The sequence below is a fragment of the Stenotrophomonas sp. GD03819 genome, assembly GCF_029841665.1.
Lineage (GTDB): Bacteria > Pseudomonadota > Gammaproteobacteria > Xanthomonadales > Xanthomonadaceae > Stenotrophomonas > Stenotrophomonas geniculata.
The window spans coordinates 1-15,500 of sequence record NZ_JAOCEW010000062.1 but is presented as its reverse complement, the minus strand read 5'-3'; the positions used below and the strand labels follow the sequence as shown (position 1 = coordinate 15,500).

Here is a 15,500-nt window from a genome sequence, read left to right as displayed (position 1 = left end):
TCTCGTTATGCATGCCCCACCTCAGTGCGTGATGTCGTCATGCGCCAGATCCCCCGGACGGATGGTCGGCGGCGTGGTGAAGGTGTGCGCCGGTGCCGGCGATGGCAGCGTCCACTCCAGCCCACGTGCGCCTTCCCAGGAACGCGCCTCGGCCTTCTCGCCATTGCGCAGCGAGGACAGCAGGATCGCGGCCATCATGAACGGCGTGACGAACATGCCGAACGCACCGATCGAGCTGATCAGGTTCCAGTCGGCGAAGGCCACGCTGTAATCGGGAATACGGCGCGGCATGCCGGCCAGGCCGAGGAAGTGCTGCGGGAAGAACAGCAGGTTGACGAACACGATCGACCACCAGAAGTGCACCTTGGCCCACTTCTCGCTGTACATGCGCCCGGTCCACTTCGGCCACCAGTAGTACACCGCGGCAATCAGCGCGAACACCGCGCCGGTCACCAGCACGTAGTGGAAGTGGGCGACCACGAAGTAGGTGTCGTGATACTGGAAGTCGGCGGCAACGATCGCCAGCATCAGGCCGGAGAAGCCGCCGATGGTGAACAGGATGACGAAGGCCACCGACCACAGCATCGGCGCTTCGAACGTCAGCGAGCCGCGCCACATGGTGCTGACCCAGTTGAACACCTTCACGCCGGTCGGGATCGAGATCAGCATGGTGGCGAACATGAAGTAGATCTCGCCACCCAGCGGCATGCCCACGGTGAACATGTGGTGGGCCCAGACGATGAACGACAGGAACGCGATCGCGGCGGTGGCGTACACCATCGCCTGGTAGCCGAACAGCGGCTTGCGGCTGAAGGTCGGGATGATCTCGCTGACCACGCCGAAGGCGGGCAGGATCATGATGTAGACCTCGGGGTGCCCGAAGAACCAGAAGATGTGCTGGTACATCACCGGGTCACCGCCACCGGCGGCATTGAAGAAGCTGGTGCCGAAGAACTTGTCGGTCAGCAGCATGGTCACCGCACCGGCCAGCACCGGCATCACCGCAATCAGCAGGAAGGCGGTGATCAGCCAGGCCCAGCAGAAGATCGGCATCTTCAGCAGGTCGATGCCTGGCGCACGCATGTTGAGCACGGTGGCGATGATGTTGATCGCGCCCATGATCGAACTGATGCCGGCCACGTGGATTGCGAACACGCTGAAGGCGACGTTGTAGCCCCCCTGCAGCGACAGCGGCGGGTACAGGGTCCAGCCACCGGCCGGTGCACCACCGGGCAGGAACAGGGTCAGCAGCAGCAGGCTGAAGGCCACCGGCAGCAGCCAGAACGACCAGTTGTTCATGCGCGGCAGCGCCATGTCCGGCGCGCCGATCTGCAGCGGGATCATCCAGTTGGCCAGGCCCACGAAGGCCGGCATCACGCCACCGAAGATCATCACCAGCGCATGCACGGTGGTCATCTGGTTGAAGAACTCGGGCTTGACGAACTGCAGGCCCGGCTGCGCCAGCTCGGCGCGGATCACCACGCTCATCGCCGCACCGATGATGAACATGATGAAGCTGAAACCGAGGTACAGCGTGCCGATGTCCTTGTGGTTGGTCGAGAAGAACCAACGCTCGAAGAAGCTCTGGTGGTGATGGTGATCGTCGTGCCCAACTGCCGAGTGCGCCATTGCAAAACACCTCTCAGAATCGGTTGTCACCACGGCCGCGAGCGGCCGCGGGCTTTACATCACGCGCCGCTGGCTGCGGTGGCAGGTGCGCTGCCCGCTTCTGCAGCAGCAGGCGCAGCCGGTGCTTCGCCCGCCGGTGCAGTCGGTTCGGTCGGTTCGGCCGGTGCCGCAGGTGCCGCCGGCGTGGCAGGCGCCGCAGGCTTGCGCTGCGCCAGCCACTGCTTGAAGTCTTCCTTGGACACCGCCTCGACCACGATCGGCATGAAGCCGTGGTCCTTGCCGCACAGCTCTGCGCACTGCCCGCGGTACACGCCGGGCTGCTCGATGCTGGTCCAGGCTTCGTTGATGAAGCCGGGGATGGCGTCCTGCTTCCAGCCCAGCGCCGGTACCCACCAGGCGTGGATCACGTCGTCGGAGGTGATGACGAAACGCACCTTGGTATCGACCGGCAGCACCAGTCGGTTGTCGACATCCAGCAGGTAGTGCGGATGGCTCTCGCGGGTCGGCACGACGCCGCTCTGCCGCACACGGTCGGACTCGCGGTCCAGGCGGCTGGTGAAGGTGACGTTCTCGCCGAGGTATTCGTACTTCCACATCCACTGGTAGCCGGTGACCTTCACCGTCATCTCGGCATCGCGGGTGTCGTACATCTTGATCAGGTTGGCCGTGGCCGGCCAGGCCATCACGATCAGGATGATCACCGGGATCACCGTCCAGATCACCTCGGCCTTGGTGTTGTGGCTGAAGGTGGCGGCGACCGCGCCCTTGGATTTGCGGAACTTGAACATGGCGTAGGCCATCGCCCCGAACACGATGACGCCGATCACCGTGCAGATGATCAACGACAGGTTGTTCGATTCCCAGGCCAGGCGCGAGGTCTGGGTCACCCCCTTGCCCATGTTCAGCTGCCACGGCTTGGGATCGGCCGCCTGGGCCCAGGCCAACGCCGGCATCAGTCCCCCGGTCGCCAGCACTGCGGCAACCGCGTTCACGCACTTCGTGCCCCACCTGCTGCTTTGCTTCATTGCCTAGACCCTTAGCGTCGTCGGTTGCCGCCATCGCTGGCGGCGAGCAAGCTTTCAAGTGTCTCTGCAAGCGTCTGACGTTCGGCCGGCGCGAGGAAACTCCCCACCTCCACCTGCCGGCCGCTGGATGCCAGCCGGACCCTCTCATCGTCGGTGAGCAGGCGCACCCAGTGGGGGTGGGCCCGGAACACCGGCGATCCACCGGGTACAGGAATGACCTCCACGTACGCCGGCACTACCCGGATCTCCTCCTGCCGTTCTCCGCTGCGCCACAAGGCACGCAGCGCCGCCGCCAGCACCAGGCTGTACAGCAGCGCGAACAGGGGGGCGAATGCATTGCCGGCCAACCACCCGAGGGCGGACACCAGCCACATCGCACCCGACAACACGGTGAACAACAGGACGAACTGCCGGGCATCGAGCGCCCGTGGGGGACGCAGCCGCAGCTGCGTACCTGACCCATCCGGAGCTGGAAGCACCTCGATCATGTCGCAACCGCGTTCCTGCCGCGGGAAACGTCTCGATGGTAGCCCCGCCCTCTCGCCGGTAGCAAGGGTGCATTCACACTTTTTCCCATGCTGCAACACAGCATGAGGTCGGCGACACAAATGACGAATTCAGCACAAATTCTTCCGAGCTTGCTGAACACGCTGAATCCACCGCAGCTAGGGGCTATCAGCACTTCACCAAGGTGGCTGCGGGGCACTTCCGGAACCCGCAAAAATGATTAAAATCGCCAAGTTTTCCACTGGCCGGACCGGCATGAACGCACCTTCCTCCTCCCCTGCCGCCCACGACGCTCCGCGTCCCGGCGCGCTGCTGTCGCCGGAACTGCCGGCGCCCCCCAACCCGTTCCGCCAGGCCATCACCGATGCCTGGTTGAAGGACGAGGCCAGCCATGTGCGCGAGCTGCTGGCCCAGGCCCGCCTGCCCGCCGACGAGCAGGCCAGGGTGCAGGCGCTGGCCGCCGACCTGGTCGGCCGCGTGCGCGTGCGTGCCAAGGACCAGGGCGCCATCGAAGCCTTCATGCGCCAGTACGACCTGGGCAGCGAGGAAGGCGTGCTGCTGATGTGCGTGGCCGAGGCGCTGCTGCGCATTCCGGACCAGGACACCGCCGACAAGCTGATCCGCGACAAGCTGGCCGATGCCGACTGGGAAAAGCACCTGGGCGGCAGCGACTCGGTGCTGGTCAACGCCTCCACCTGGGGCCTGATGCTGACCGGCAAGCTGGTGCAGATGAACGATGCCACCCGCGCCGATGCGCCCAGCGCGTTCAAGCGCCTGGTCGGCCGCGTGGGTGAGCCGGTGGTGCGCCTGGCCGTGCGCCAGGCGATGAAGATCATGGGCCACCAGTTCGTCATGGGCCGTACCATCAGCGAAGCGCTGTCGCGCTCGCACAAGGGCGACAACGCGAACTACCGCTACTCCTTCGACATGCTGGGCGAAGGCGCGCTGACCATGAAGGACGCGCTGCGCTACCTGGAAGACTACCGTCGTGCGATCCACGCCATCGGCGGCGATCACAAGGCACGCGGCGGCCGTCCGGACGGCGACGTCAACAACGCCCCGGGCATCTCGATCAAGCTGTCGGCGCTGTACCCGCGCTACGAGCACGCCAAGCGCGAGCGCGTACTGAAGGACCTGGTGCCGGGCGTGCTGGAACTGGCGCAGCTGGCCAAGAGCTACGGCATCGGCTGCACCGTCGACGCCGAAGAGTCCGACCGCCTGGAACTGTCGCTGGACATCATCGAGCAGGTGTTCTCCGATGCCTCGCTGTCCGGCTGGGATGGTTTCGGCGTGGTCGTGCAGGCCTACCAGAAGCGCACCCCGTACACGATCGACCACCTGGCCGACATGGCGCGCCGCGCCGGTCGCCGCCTGCAGGTGCGCCTGGTGAAGGGCGCCTACTGGGATGCCGAGATCAAGCGCGCGCAGATCGAAGGCTATCCGGGCTACCCGGTGTTCACCCGCAAGCAGAACACCGACGTGTCCTACCTGGCCTGCGCAAAGCGCCTGTTCACCCATGCCGACGCGATATACCCGATGTTCGCCACGCACAACGCGCACACCATCGCCGCAGTGCGCAGCATCGCCAATGGCGGCGTGTACGAGCACCAGAAGCTGCACGGCATGGGTGACGATCTGTACGCCGAAGTGGTGCCGGCCGATCGCTTGAACCTGCCCTGCCGCGTGTACGCCCCGGTCGGTTCACATGAAGACCTGCTGCCGTACCTGGTGCGCCGCCTGCTGGAAAACGGCGCCAACTCCAGCTTCGTCAACCGCATCACCGACGAGCGCGTGCCGATCGCCGACCTGATCCGCGATCCGGTCGAGATGGTGTCCTCGTTCGAATCGATTCCGCATCCCAAGATCCCGCTGCCGGTTGACCTGCTGCGCAGCCAGAACCACGACAGGAAGAACTCCATGGGCGCCAATCTCGCCAACGACAACGAACTGCGCGCCCTGGCCGAGCAGATCAACGCGGCTGTGAAGCCCTGGCAGGCCGCTCCGCTGGTACCGGGTGCGAACCCGGCCGGCGCCGCGCTGCCGGTGACCAACCCGGCCGACACCCGCGAAGTGGTCGGCCAGTGGCTGGCCGCCGACGCTGCCACCGTGCAGAAGGCCCTGGCCAATGCCGTGGCCGCGCAGCCGGCCTGGAACCGCACCCCGGCCGCCAGCCGCGCCGCCATCCTCGAGCACGCCGCCGACCAGCTGGAAGCGCGCATGCCGGAGTTCATGGCGCTGTGCGTGAAGGAAGCCGGCAAGAGCCTGCCCGACAGCATCGCCGAAGTGCGCGAAGCGGTGGATTTCCTGCGCTACTACGCCAAGCAGGCACGCGAGCAGTTCAGCCACGCCGAGAAGCTGCCGAGCCCGACCGGTGAATCCAACGAGCTGCAGCTGCACGGCCGCGGCGTGTTCGTCTGCATCAGCCCGTGGAACTTCCCGCTGGCGATCTTCCTGGGCCAGGTGGCCGCTGCACTCGCCGCTGGCAACAGCGTGATCGCCAAGCCGGCCGAGCAGACCAATCTGATCGGCTACTACGCGGTGAAGCTGCTGCACGACGCCGGCGTGCCGGCCGAAGTGGTGCAGTTCCTGCCCGGCGACGGCGCCACCGTCGGTGCCGCGCTGACCGCCGACCCGCGCGTGGCCGGCGTGGCCTTCACCGGTTCCACCGACACCGCCCGTGCGATCAACCGCGCGATGGCCGCACGTGACGCCGCCATCGGTGTGCTGATTGCCGAGACCGGCGGCCAGAATGCCTTCATCGCCGATTCCTCGGCGCTGCCGGAACAGCTGGTCAAGGACGCGATCGGTTCGGCCTTCACCTCCGCCGGCCAGCGCTGCTCGGCCGCGCGCGTGCTGTTCGTGCAGGACGACATCGCCGACAAGGTGATGACCATGCTGGCCGGTGCGATGAAGGAGCTGAAGGTCGGCAACCCCGGCCTGCTGTCCACCGACGTCGGCCCGGTGATCGACGCCGATGCACTGAAGATCCTGCAGGACCACGCCGAACGCATGGACCGCGAAGCGCGCCTGATCGCCGCTGCCGAGCTGTCCGCCGAAGCCGCCAATGGCACCTTCTTCGCACCGCGCGCGTACGAACTGAAGGACCTGGGCCAGCTGCAGAAGGAAGTGTTCGGTCCGGTGCTGCACGTCATCCGCTGGAAGGGCGACCAGCTCGACGCGGTGATCGACCAGATCAACGCCACCGGCTACGGCCTGACCCTGGGCGTGCATTCGCGCATCGACGAAACCGTTGATCGCATCAGCAACGGCGTCCACGTCGGCAACGTCTACGTCAACCGCAACCAGATCGGTGCGGTGGTCGGCGTGCAGCCGTTCGGCGGCCAGGGCCTGTCCGGCACCGGTCCGAAGGCCGGCGGCCCGCACTACCTGCTGCGTTTCGCCACCGAAAAGACGGTGACGGTGAACACCACTGCCGCCGGCGGCAACGCCTCGCTGCTGACCCTGGGCGACTGATCGCCCGGTTGATGCGGCAAACGAGAAACCCCGCGAAAGCGGGGTTTTTTGTGCATTGCTTGCTGTAGAGCCGAGCCCATGCTCGGCTTGAACGGTACAGCCGAGCATGGGCTCGGCTCTACACCCGCATCAGATTGCGCCAGTGGCGCAACGCCACCAGTGCGTTGATCCAGAAACCGATGTACAGGATCGAGGTCAGATGCAGGCCACGGCTGTAGTACAGCGGCACCGCGACGGTATTCACCAGCAGCCACACCCACCACGATTCCAGCTTGCGCCGCATCATCAGGATCTGGGCGATCACGCTCAGCACCAGCACCGCCGAATCGATGTAGGGCGCGTAGGCGTTGGTCAGGCGGGTCAGCATCCAGCCGTAGCCGAAGGTCGCCACCACCGCCAGTGGTGCCAGCCACGTCCAGGCACGCGGTCGCAATGAGGTGATCGGCAGGGGTGCACCGTGGTCGCCGCGCAGCCACTGCCACCAGCCCAGCACGCTGATGGCGATGAAGAAGAACTGCAGCACCATGTCTGCATACAGGTGAGAGCGCTCGAACACCGCCGCGAACAGCGCGCAGCCGACGATGCCCAGCCACCAGGTGTGCACGTTGTTGCGGCCGGCCAGCAGGATCGAGCCGGCGACGGCGATGTTGGCGGCCAGCTCCAGCTGGAAGTTCGGGTCGGACAGGTTCATCGCGCTATTGTCGTGGATCCACGCGCTGCGTAGGCAATCGGCTGGATCCACACCCTGCGTGGATGCCCCAAGGCGTTCCACAAAAAAAGAAGGCCCCGCTTGCGCGGGGCCTTCCGTGTACTGCGTCAGGCCGAGGCCTGGATCAGAACTTGTACTGGAACGAAGCAGCCAGCACGTCGCCACGGACCTTGTACTTGCCCGACAGCGAGTTGCCCTGGTTGGCAGTGGTCGCACGCACGTTCACGTTCGGATCGCTGGTGAACAGGTGGGTGTAGCCAAAGTTCCACTCGGTGTTCTGCGACGGGGTCCAGCCCACACCCAGCGACAGCCACTTGCGGCTGGTATCCGGCACGCGGACGTCGCGGTGGGCGTCGGTGGTCGGGGTCTGGTCCAGCGCAACACCACCGCGCAGGGTGACGGTGTCGCTCAGCTTGTAGTCAGCGCCCAGCGACACGAAGGTGGTGTCACGGTAGCCGAACTCCAGGACCGAATCCGCCTGCGGCGAAGCGTAGTCGACGGTGACGCTGTCAAAGGCGGTCGACCAGGCGGTGCGGGTCACGTCGCCCATCACGGTCCAGCGGTCGTTGACCTTGTGGGTCACGCTCAGGGTGGCCGAGGCCGGCATGGTCACCGTGGCCTTGCCGCTGGTGTCCATGAACCAACCGCGGGTACGCGGCGAGTTGGTCAGCAGGGAACGGGCGCGGTCGGCGCCGCTGAAGGTCGCATCACCACCGGTGATCTTGTGCTCGACCTTCGAACGGTAGCTCAGGCCGATGTGGGTGTTCTCGTCGATCGAGAACAGGCCACCGACGGTCCAGCCCACGGCATTGTTGTCACCCTCGATCTTCAGGGTGCCATCGGCGCTGCCCGGGGCGAAGCCCGGAGCGCCGGCACCGGCCAGGATGCTGCCGTAGTCGACGGCGTTGCTCAGCTCGATGGTCAGGTGTTCGACGAACACCGACGCGCCGAAGGACACGTATGGGTTGACGTCATACGACGCGGCGAAGCCGAGGTCGATGGCCTTCAGATCGGTCTTCAGGCCGCTGTAACGACCGACCCAACCGTTGTCGTATTCGGTCTTGAAGCCGAACGGTGCGGTCAGCGACACACCGAAGTGGGCCTTCTCGCCGATCGGCATGTGGAAGTACGCGGCCGGAACCGGAGCGATCATGCCGGCGTCGCCGCCGTCACCACCGGTCTGCGGACGGCCTGCTGCATTGCGGCCCTGGCCCTTGAACTCGGCCTTGAAGCTGATGGCGCTCAGGTCGCCCTGGACCAGGGTGCCATCGAGCTGGCGCATGCCGGCCGGGTTGACGGCGATGATGGAGGCGTCGCCTTCGGCGCTGCCGGAGCCGGCGAACGCGCGGCCCAGGCCCTTGGCGCTGTTTTCCTTCAGCTGGAAGGCAGCGGCATTGGCGTCGGCGGCAGCCAGCGCACCGGCAACGCCGACGGCCAGCAGGGTCAATCGGGCAATGGTGGAAGCGGTTTGCATCGTAGTTCTCTCTCTCCGGTAAGCGGTGATGGTGCTCTGAGTGCGCCTGCGCCCGGCGGGCCTTGGGGCCCTTCGGAGCGCGCCGGATTCCCCTCCCGACATACGACGCCGTATGCGAGTATTACCCAGACCTGTTAATGAAACAATAACAGCGCAGGCGCTTTTTCGTCTCAAAAGCTGAACAGGACAATCCCCGCCGTAAGCGCCCTCACGCTAGGCTAGTGCCCATGTTCGTCTCCCTCCCGTCGCGCAAGAAGGCAGCCCTGCGCTGGGCCACGCCCGTGCTGTTTGCGGCACTGTGGCTGGCGTTCCTGTGGTCGATCTCGCGTCCGGATGACGCCCGGGGCAGCCTCTGGCTGGACTGGGGCGCCCTGTCCACCGGCCTGACCCACCCGCTGGACTGGTGGGCGACCCTGCAGGACGGCAGCGTGCTGCGCCTGTTCACCGCCCTGTTCCTGCACGCGGACTGGTCACACCTGCTGGGCAATCTGGTGTTCCTGCTGATCTTCGGCCTGCCCGCCGAACGGGTGCTGGGCCCGTGGCGCCTGCTGCTGCTGTTCCTGGTCGGCGGTGCGGTGTCCAATCTGGTGGCCATCTACACCATGGGCAGCCCGGACCAGATCATCATCGGTGCCAGCGGTGCGGTGTCAGCGCTGATCGGCGCCTATCTGGCCCTGTTCCCGGGCGCCCGGCTGGGCGTGGTGATCCCGCTGGGCCTGTTCCTGGAGTTCGTGCGCGCCCCGGCCTACCTGCTGATCGGCGTCTGGGCGGCGCTGCAGGTGGTGTTCGCCCATATCGGCCCCAGCTTCGGCATGGTGGCCTGGTGGGCGCACATCGGTGGCTTCCTGTTCGGCCTGCTGTACGGCGTGTACGTGCGCGCCGCGATCGCACGCCGCCTGCGCAAGCGGCACGGCTTCTGACCCCCTGGGGTGCCGGCCGCTGGCCGGCGTCACGCTCACCCGCTCGTTCGTAGATCAGTCGAGCACGGCTCGACGCTACAGAATCAGGGCTTGGCCGGAGCCGGTGCGGGCTTTGCTTCCGGCTTTGCTTCCGGCTTCGCTTCCGGCTTCGGTTCTACCTTCGCCTCCGGCTTCGCAGCTGTGGCCTTCGCGGCCTTCGCCGCATCCGCTTTCGCCGCTTCGGCCTTCAAGCGTGCAGCCACCGAACCCGGATTCTTCAGCTCAGCCAGCGCGTCGTTGATCGGGCCATCGCCCGGCAGTACGGCGCCGGCGTGGTAGCCCTCGGTGCCTTCGTCGTCACCGCGCAGATGGCCCGGCAGGGTCGCTTCGCTGTAATCGCTCAGGCTGGCCGGCAGCGCCTCGTCTTCCGAGCGCGCCGCAGGCTTCAGTTCGACCTCCGGCACGATGCCGGTGGCCTGGATCGACTTGCCGCTGGGCGTGTAATAACGCGCGGTGGTCAGCTTCACCGAATCACCGTTGTCCAGCGGCAGCACGGTCTGCACCGAGCCCTTGCCGAAGGTGCGGCTGCCGACCACGCGGGCGCGCTTGTTGTCGCGCAGTGCGCCGGCCAGCACTTCCGAGGCACTGGCCGAACCCGCATCGACCAGCACCACCACCGGTGCACCCTTCAACAGATCGCCCGGGGTCGCATCGAAGCGTGCATCGCTGATGCTGATGCGGCCGCGGGTGCTGACGATGTTGCCCTTGTCGAGCAGGTCGTCGGCCACCTGCACGGCAGCGGTCAGCAGGCCACCCGGGTTGCTGCGCAGATCCAGCACCAGGCCCTTGAGCTGGCCACCGGACTGCTTCTGCAGCTGCTGCACGTGCTTCTGGAAGTCCGAACCGGTGTCGGCCTGGAACGTGCTCAGGCGGATATAGCCATAGCCGGGTTCCAGCAGGCGGCTGCGCACACTGGTCACGCGGATGGTCTGCCGGGTGAGGCTGACATCGAAGGGCTTGGGCTTGCCTTCGCGCACGATGGTCAGCACCACCTTGCTGCCGGCCGGGCCGCGCAGCGGTTCGCTGGCATCGATCGCGCTGATCGGCTTGCCGTCGATGGCGATGATCAGGTCACCGGCGAGGATGCCGGCCTTCGCCGCCGGCGTGTCGTCGATCGGCGAAATCACCTTCATGCTGGCGTTGTCGGGCTGCTGCTGCAGCTCCACGCCGATGCCTTCGTAGGCGCCGCTGGCCTGCTCGTCGAACGCCTGCGCGTCTTCCTTGTTGAAGTAGGTGCTGTGCGGGTCGAGGTCGAGCAGCAGGCCACGCACCGCGGCCTGCATCAGCTTCTTGTCATCGACCGGATCGACGTAGGCGGCCCGCACTGCGTTGTAGACGGCCACGAAGCGGCGGATGTCCTCCAGCGGCACCTTCGAGGTCACCGCCTCCTCGCTGCTCGCTGCCTGCCCGCCGGTTTCCTGGCTCGGGGCGGGCGCGGTCTGCTGCGCCCAGGACAGCGCTGGCAACAGGGCCAGCAAGAGGGTGGCGGTACGGGCTGCGCGCATGGATCACTCCTGTCGACGGTGGCATGGTGCCCAAGGCACATGCACCGATTATGCGCGAAGCACAGCTAAATTCCCGTTGAATCCGCCCTGCACGCGGAAGCGCTGGATTCAGCGCCGCTGCAGCCAGCTGTCAGGGTTCACCGGCTGCCCACCACGACGCAGCTCGAAATACAGCGCGGTGACGCCCTGGCCGCCGGAATTGCCGACCTTGGCCACCGCATCACCACGGCTGACCCGCGCGCCGGCATCCTTGAGCAGGGTGTCGTTGTGGGCGTACAGGCTCATGTAGCCGTTGCCGTGGTCGACGATCAGGATCATGCCGTAGCCGGTCATCCAGTCGGAGAACACCACAGTGCCATCGGCCACCGCGGTGACGGTGCTGCCGGCCGGTGCACCGATCAGCACGCCGCTGCTGGTGCGGCCATCAGGCAGCTTGCCGCCATAGCGGGCCAGCAGGTTGCCGGACAACGGCCAGCCCAGGCCACCGACCTTCGGCGCCGGTGCCGACGCCACCGCCGGCGGAACCTTGGTCGGCGGCGGCGGGCGGCCCTGCGCAGCGGCCTGGCGTGCGGCCCGCTCGGCAGCGGCCTTTTCGGCGGCGGCTCGGCGTGCAGCCGCGCGACGCTCGGCCTCGGCGCGGGCGGCGGCCGCGCGCAGATTGGCCAGCAGTGTTTCCAGCGCCTTGGCGTCCTGGCCCAGCGCCTGTTCCTTCTCGCGCTGGTCCTTGAAGCGTTCGTCCAGCGAGGCCACGGTCTTGGCGCGATCGCGACGGTCGGCTTCCAGCGCCGCCGCCTGCTGCTTCTGGTCCTGTTGTGCACCCTGCAGCTTCTGCTTGCGCTCGGCGATCTGCGCCTGCAGCGCTTCCAGTTCCTTCAGGTCGGCGGTCAGCGTGGTGATCCGCTGCGCACGCTCGCGTTGCAGGTAACGATGGTAGGCCAGGGCGCGATTGGCATCGGCTACCGTGTCCTGCGACAACAGCAGCTTCAGTGGTGCGTGGTTGCCCAGCTGGTAGGCTGCACGCAGCAGGCCGGCCAGCTCGCGATGCTGCTGGGCGAGGTTGGCCTGCAGCGTGCTGCGGCGTTGTTCGGCCTCGGCCAGGGCCCTTCCCTGCTCGCGCAGCGCGGTTTCCGTCTGCGCAAGCGCACGGCCGGTGCGGGCCACCTTCTCATCTGCCTCGCGCAGCTGCTGCGAGGCCTGGCCACGCTGGCCTTCGATCTGCCGGCGCTCCTGCGCCACGCCCTTCAGCTCATTGCGCAGTTTCTGCAGCTTGCGCTCGGTCTCGCGCGTGGTCTGCGCGGCACCCGGCAACGGCAACGCCAGTGCCAAGGCCAGCCCCAACAGCAGGCAGCGCCCGCCGCGGGCAGCGGCGATGTGATGTCGGCGTGATGGGAAGACGTTGTTGCGCAAGGGCTTTCCAGTGACTTCAGGCAGTTGCAGGGGGTACCGGGGAATGGTGACATCTCCGCACGCGGCCTGCCAGCCGCACATCCATCGAGGTCCCCATGAAAGCTCTCTCCATTCCGCTGCTGTTGGGCGTACTGCTGGCCACCGGGCCGGTCTGCGCCCAGGAGAACATCAGCAAGGTCAACGGCAGCATCAGCGCCGAACCCGGCCAGCGCTACGGCAAGCTGGACACCGTCAACGGCGGCATCCGCGTCGGCGAAGGCGTCGAGACCGGCAGCATCGACACCGTCAACGGCGGGGTGAAGGTCGCCGATCGCGCGCGCACCGGCAAGATCGAAACGGTCAACGGCGGTGTGCGTCTGGGCCGCGAAGTGATCGCCCATGGCAACGTCAGCACCGTCAACGGCAGCATCTTCAGCGATCGCGGCAGCCAGATCGAAGGCGGCGTTGAAACTGTGAACGGCGGCATCGGGCTGGTCGAAAGCCGCGTCGGCAACGACGTGGAAACCGTCAACGGTGACATCACCGTGGGCATCGGTTCGCAGGTCAAGGGCGGTGTGCACGTGCGCAAGCCGAACTTCAGCGTCTCGCTGACCGCCAGCCGCAAGCCACGCGTGATCATCGGCCCGAATGCCGTGGTCGACGGCCCGTTGCAGTTCGAGCGCGAGGTTGTGCTGTACGTGCACCGCACGGCCCGCATCGGCCCGGTGACCGGCGCCGAGCCGATCCCGTTCGACACCGAAACCGCTCCGGCGGACTGAGCACATCGCGCCCATCGGTTCGGTGATACTCGCTGTTACCGGTCGTACACGAGGTACGGCCGCCCTTTGTTTTCCAGGAATCGACGATGCCCCGCAAACTCCTCCTGTGCCTGGCCGCTGCGGCCGCGCTCAGTGCCTGCAAAGGCGAAGACACTCCGGCGCCCGCGCCGGCCACCGACACCGCCGCTGCCAAGCCGGCGACCCATGCGTTCTCGCCGGAGATCAACGCCGGCGACTTCGCCGAGATGGTCAAGACGCTGGCTTCGGATGAATTCGAAGGCCGCGCCCCGGGCAGCAAGGGCGAGGAACTGACGGTCAACTACATCCGCGACCAGATGCAGCGCATCGGCCTGCAGCCTGGCAACGGTGACAGCTGGTTCCAGGATGTGCCGATGACCGAGACCACGGCCGACGCGTCGACCGTGCTGAAGATCACCCAGGGCGGCAAGACCACCGAGCTGAAGTTCGGCACCGACATGGTGGTGGGTACCCGTACCGGCCAGGCCGAGGTGAAGGTCGATGCCAGCGACCTGGTGTTCGTCGGCTACGGCGTCGATGCGCCGGAGCAGAAGTGGAATGACTATGCCGGCCAGGATTGGAAGGGTAAGACGGTCGTGATGTTCGTCAACGACCCGGGCTTCCATGTCGATGACGCGAAGCTGTTCGACGGCAAGCGCATGACCTACTACGGCCGCTGGACCTACAAGTTCGAGGAGGCAGCGCGCAAGGGCGCCGCTGCCGCGCTGATCGTGCACGACACTGCCGGTGCCTCCTATGGCTGGGACGTGGTGAAGAACTCCTGGGCCGGGCCGCAGTACGACCTGCCGGCGAAGGATGACCCGGATGCCCGCATTCCGGTGCAGGGCTGGCTGAGCGCCGACGCCGCCAAGGCGCTGTTTGCCGGTGCCGGCCTGGACCTGGCGCAGGCTTACAAGGATGCGAGCAAGCGCGGCTTCAAGCCGGTGCCGCTGAAGGCCACCGCCGCGGTCGACCTGAAGAGCCAGATCGCGCAGAAGCAGTCGCGCAACGTGGTGGGCGTTTTGCCGGGCAGCAAGCGTGCCGACGAAGCCGTGCTGTACATGGCGCACTGGGACCACCTGGGCAAGCACGAGGGTGAAACCGGCGACAACATCTACAACGGTGCGGTCGACAACGCGACCGGCGTGGCCGGCATCCTTGAGGTGGCTGAAGCGATGGCCCACCAGGAGCCGAAGCCGGAACGTTCGGTGGTGTTCCTGGCGGTGACTCTGGAAGAGTCCGGCCTGCTGGGTTCGAAGTACTACGTCTCCCATCCGACCTTCCCGCTGGACAAGATCGCCGGTGTGATCAACATCGATGCGATGTCGGTGGCCGGCCGTGCCAAGGACGTGACCGTCACCGGCTTCGGCAGCTCGGAGCTGGAAGACATCCTCAAGCCGCTGGCTGCGGCCCAGGACCGCACGCTGCATGGTGAGACCTCGGTGCAGAGCGGCTTCTACTTCCGTTCGGATCACTTCAACTTCGCCAAGGCCGGCGTGCCGGCCCTGTACGCCGATGGAGGCGAAGACCTGCGCGAGGGTGGCGTGGACGCTGGCCGCAAGGCCGCGGCGGACTACGGTGCCAACCGTTACCACGGGCCGAAGGACGAATTCGATGCGTCCACCTGGAAGCTGGACGGTACGGTCGAAGACCTGCAACTGATGTATGGCGTCGGCAAGGAGCTGGCCGGCGGCGATCGTTGGCCGAACTGGTATGAGGGCAACCCGTTCAAGGCGGCCCGCGACGCGATGATGAAGGACAAGGCCCCGGCCAAGTAAGTCGGGCCATGCTCGACTGAACATCGTTGAGAGCAGAGCGGCGCCCCACGGGGCGCCGTTTTTTTGTGCGCTCCGCCATTGGTGGGTGCCAACCCTGGCCTGCTGTGTGTAGCGGCCAACCTGGGTTGGCGCCTTGGTTCCTTGCAGGGAGCATCCACGCATGGCGTGGATCTACCGCTGATCCCTCTGCTATCGGTAGTCGCCAACCGTGGTTGGCGCCGCCGCTCGCGGCGGTCAAAGAAAAACCCCGCTGCGTG

Annotated in this window: 11 protein-coding genes; 4 read left to right on the top strand and 7 right to left on the bottom strand. The window is 66.5% G+C overall.

The genetic code is table 11. The features are described 5' to 3' along the window. Window positions 1-21: 21 nt before the first annotated feature. The 3 genes from ctaD to N5D45_RS22020 are packed head-to-tail and all read right to left on the bottom strand — an operon-like array spanning window position 22 to window position 3,142. On the bottom strand, window positions 22-1,629 hold the full coding sequence (gene ctaD, locus N5D45_RS22030; RefSeq protein ID WP_005407790.1) for a cytochrome c oxidase subunit I: 1,608 nt from the start codon (window positions 1,627-1,629) through the stop codon (window positions 22-24). A 59-nt stretch (window positions 1,630-1,688) separates the two neighbouring features. Then, a complete protein-coding gene (gene coxB, locus N5D45_RS22025; RefSeq protein WP_053442407.1) occupies window positions 1,689-2,654 on the bottom strand; it encodes a cytochrome c oxidase subunit II in 966 nt (321 codons plus the stop codon). A gap of 11 nt (window positions 2,655-2,665) precedes the next feature. Further along, on the bottom strand, window positions 2,666-3,142 hold the full coding sequence (locus N5D45_RS22020; protein WP_004153894.1) for a DUF2244 domain-containing protein: 477 nt from the start codon (window positions 3,140-3,142) through the stop codon (window positions 2,666-2,668). A gap of 274 nt (window positions 3,143-3,416) precedes the next feature. Between N5D45_RS22020 and putA the strand changes: the two genes are divergently transcribed. Continuing rightward, entirely contained in the window at window positions 3,417-6,635 is a 3,219-nt protein-coding gene (gene putA, locus N5D45_RS22015; RefSeq protein WP_109815218.1) for a bifunctional proline dehydrogenase/L-glutamate gamma-semialdehyde dehydrogenase PutA, read from the top strand. 118 nt (window positions 6,636-6,753) lie between these two features. Here putA and pnuC read toward each other — a convergent pair whose 3' ends face one another. Together pnuC and N5D45_RS22005 are read right to left on the bottom strand one after the other, a co-directional pair. Beyond that, the gene (pnuC, locus tag N5D45_RS22010) at window positions 6,754-7,326 is read right to left on the bottom strand and encodes a nicotinamide riboside transporter PnuC (protein ID WP_260363938.1); all 573 of its coding nucleotides are present in this window, start codon (window positions 7,324-7,326) and stop codon (window positions 6,754-6,756) included. 142 nt (window positions 7,327-7,468) lie between these two features. Then, window positions 7,469-8,818, bottom strand: coding sequence for an outer membrane protein transport protein (locus tag N5D45_RS22005; RefSeq protein WP_010484240.1), 1,350 nt, complete (start codon window positions 8,816-8,818; stop codon window positions 7,469-7,471). A 227-nt stretch (window positions 8,819-9,045) separates the two neighbouring features. On the opposite strand from N5D45_RS22005, the gene N5D45_RS22000 reads away from it, so the two are divergent. Next, the gene (locus N5D45_RS22000; RefSeq protein WP_010484241.1) at window positions 9,046-9,738 is read left to right on the top strand and encodes a rhomboid family intramembrane serine protease; all 693 of its coding nucleotides are present in this window, start codon (window positions 9,046-9,048) and stop codon (window positions 9,736-9,738) included. 83 nt (window positions 9,739-9,821) lie between these two features. Here the strand turns inward: N5D45_RS22000 and N5D45_RS21995 are convergent, their stop codons facing one another. Further along, the gene (locus N5D45_RS21995; RefSeq protein WP_279939633.1) at window positions 9,822-11,282 is read right to left on the bottom strand and encodes a S41 family peptidase; all 1,461 of its coding nucleotides are present in this window, start codon (window positions 11,280-11,282) and stop codon (window positions 9,822-9,824) included. Between the two features lie 108 nt (window positions 11,283-11,390). Further along, window positions 11,391-12,689 carry a peptidoglycan DD-metalloendopeptidase family protein gene (locus N5D45_RS21990; protein ID WP_049454548.1) on the bottom strand — a complete coding sequence of 433 codons (1,299 nt, stop codon included), beginning with the start codon at window positions 12,687-12,689 and terminating at the stop codon, window positions 11,391-11,393. A gap of 95 nt (window positions 12,690-12,784) precedes the next feature. Here N5D45_RS21990 and N5D45_RS21985 point away from each other — a divergent pair, with 95 nt between their 5' ends. Both N5D45_RS21985 and N5D45_RS21980 read left to right on the top strand, forming a co-directional pair. Then, window positions 12,785-13,447, top strand: coding sequence for a hypothetical protein (locus tag N5D45_RS21985; protein ID WP_010484244.1), 663 nt, complete (start codon window positions 12,785-12,787; stop codon window positions 13,445-13,447). An 86-nt stretch (window positions 13,448-13,533) separates the two neighbouring features. Continuing rightward, window positions 13,534-15,243 (top strand): M28 family metallopeptidase, encoded by a 1,710-nt coding sequence (locus N5D45_RS21980; protein ID WP_049412331.1) that lies wholly within the window; start codon window positions 13,534-13,536, stop codon window positions 15,241-15,243. The last annotated feature ends 257 nt before the right edge of the window (window positions 15,244-15,500 follow it).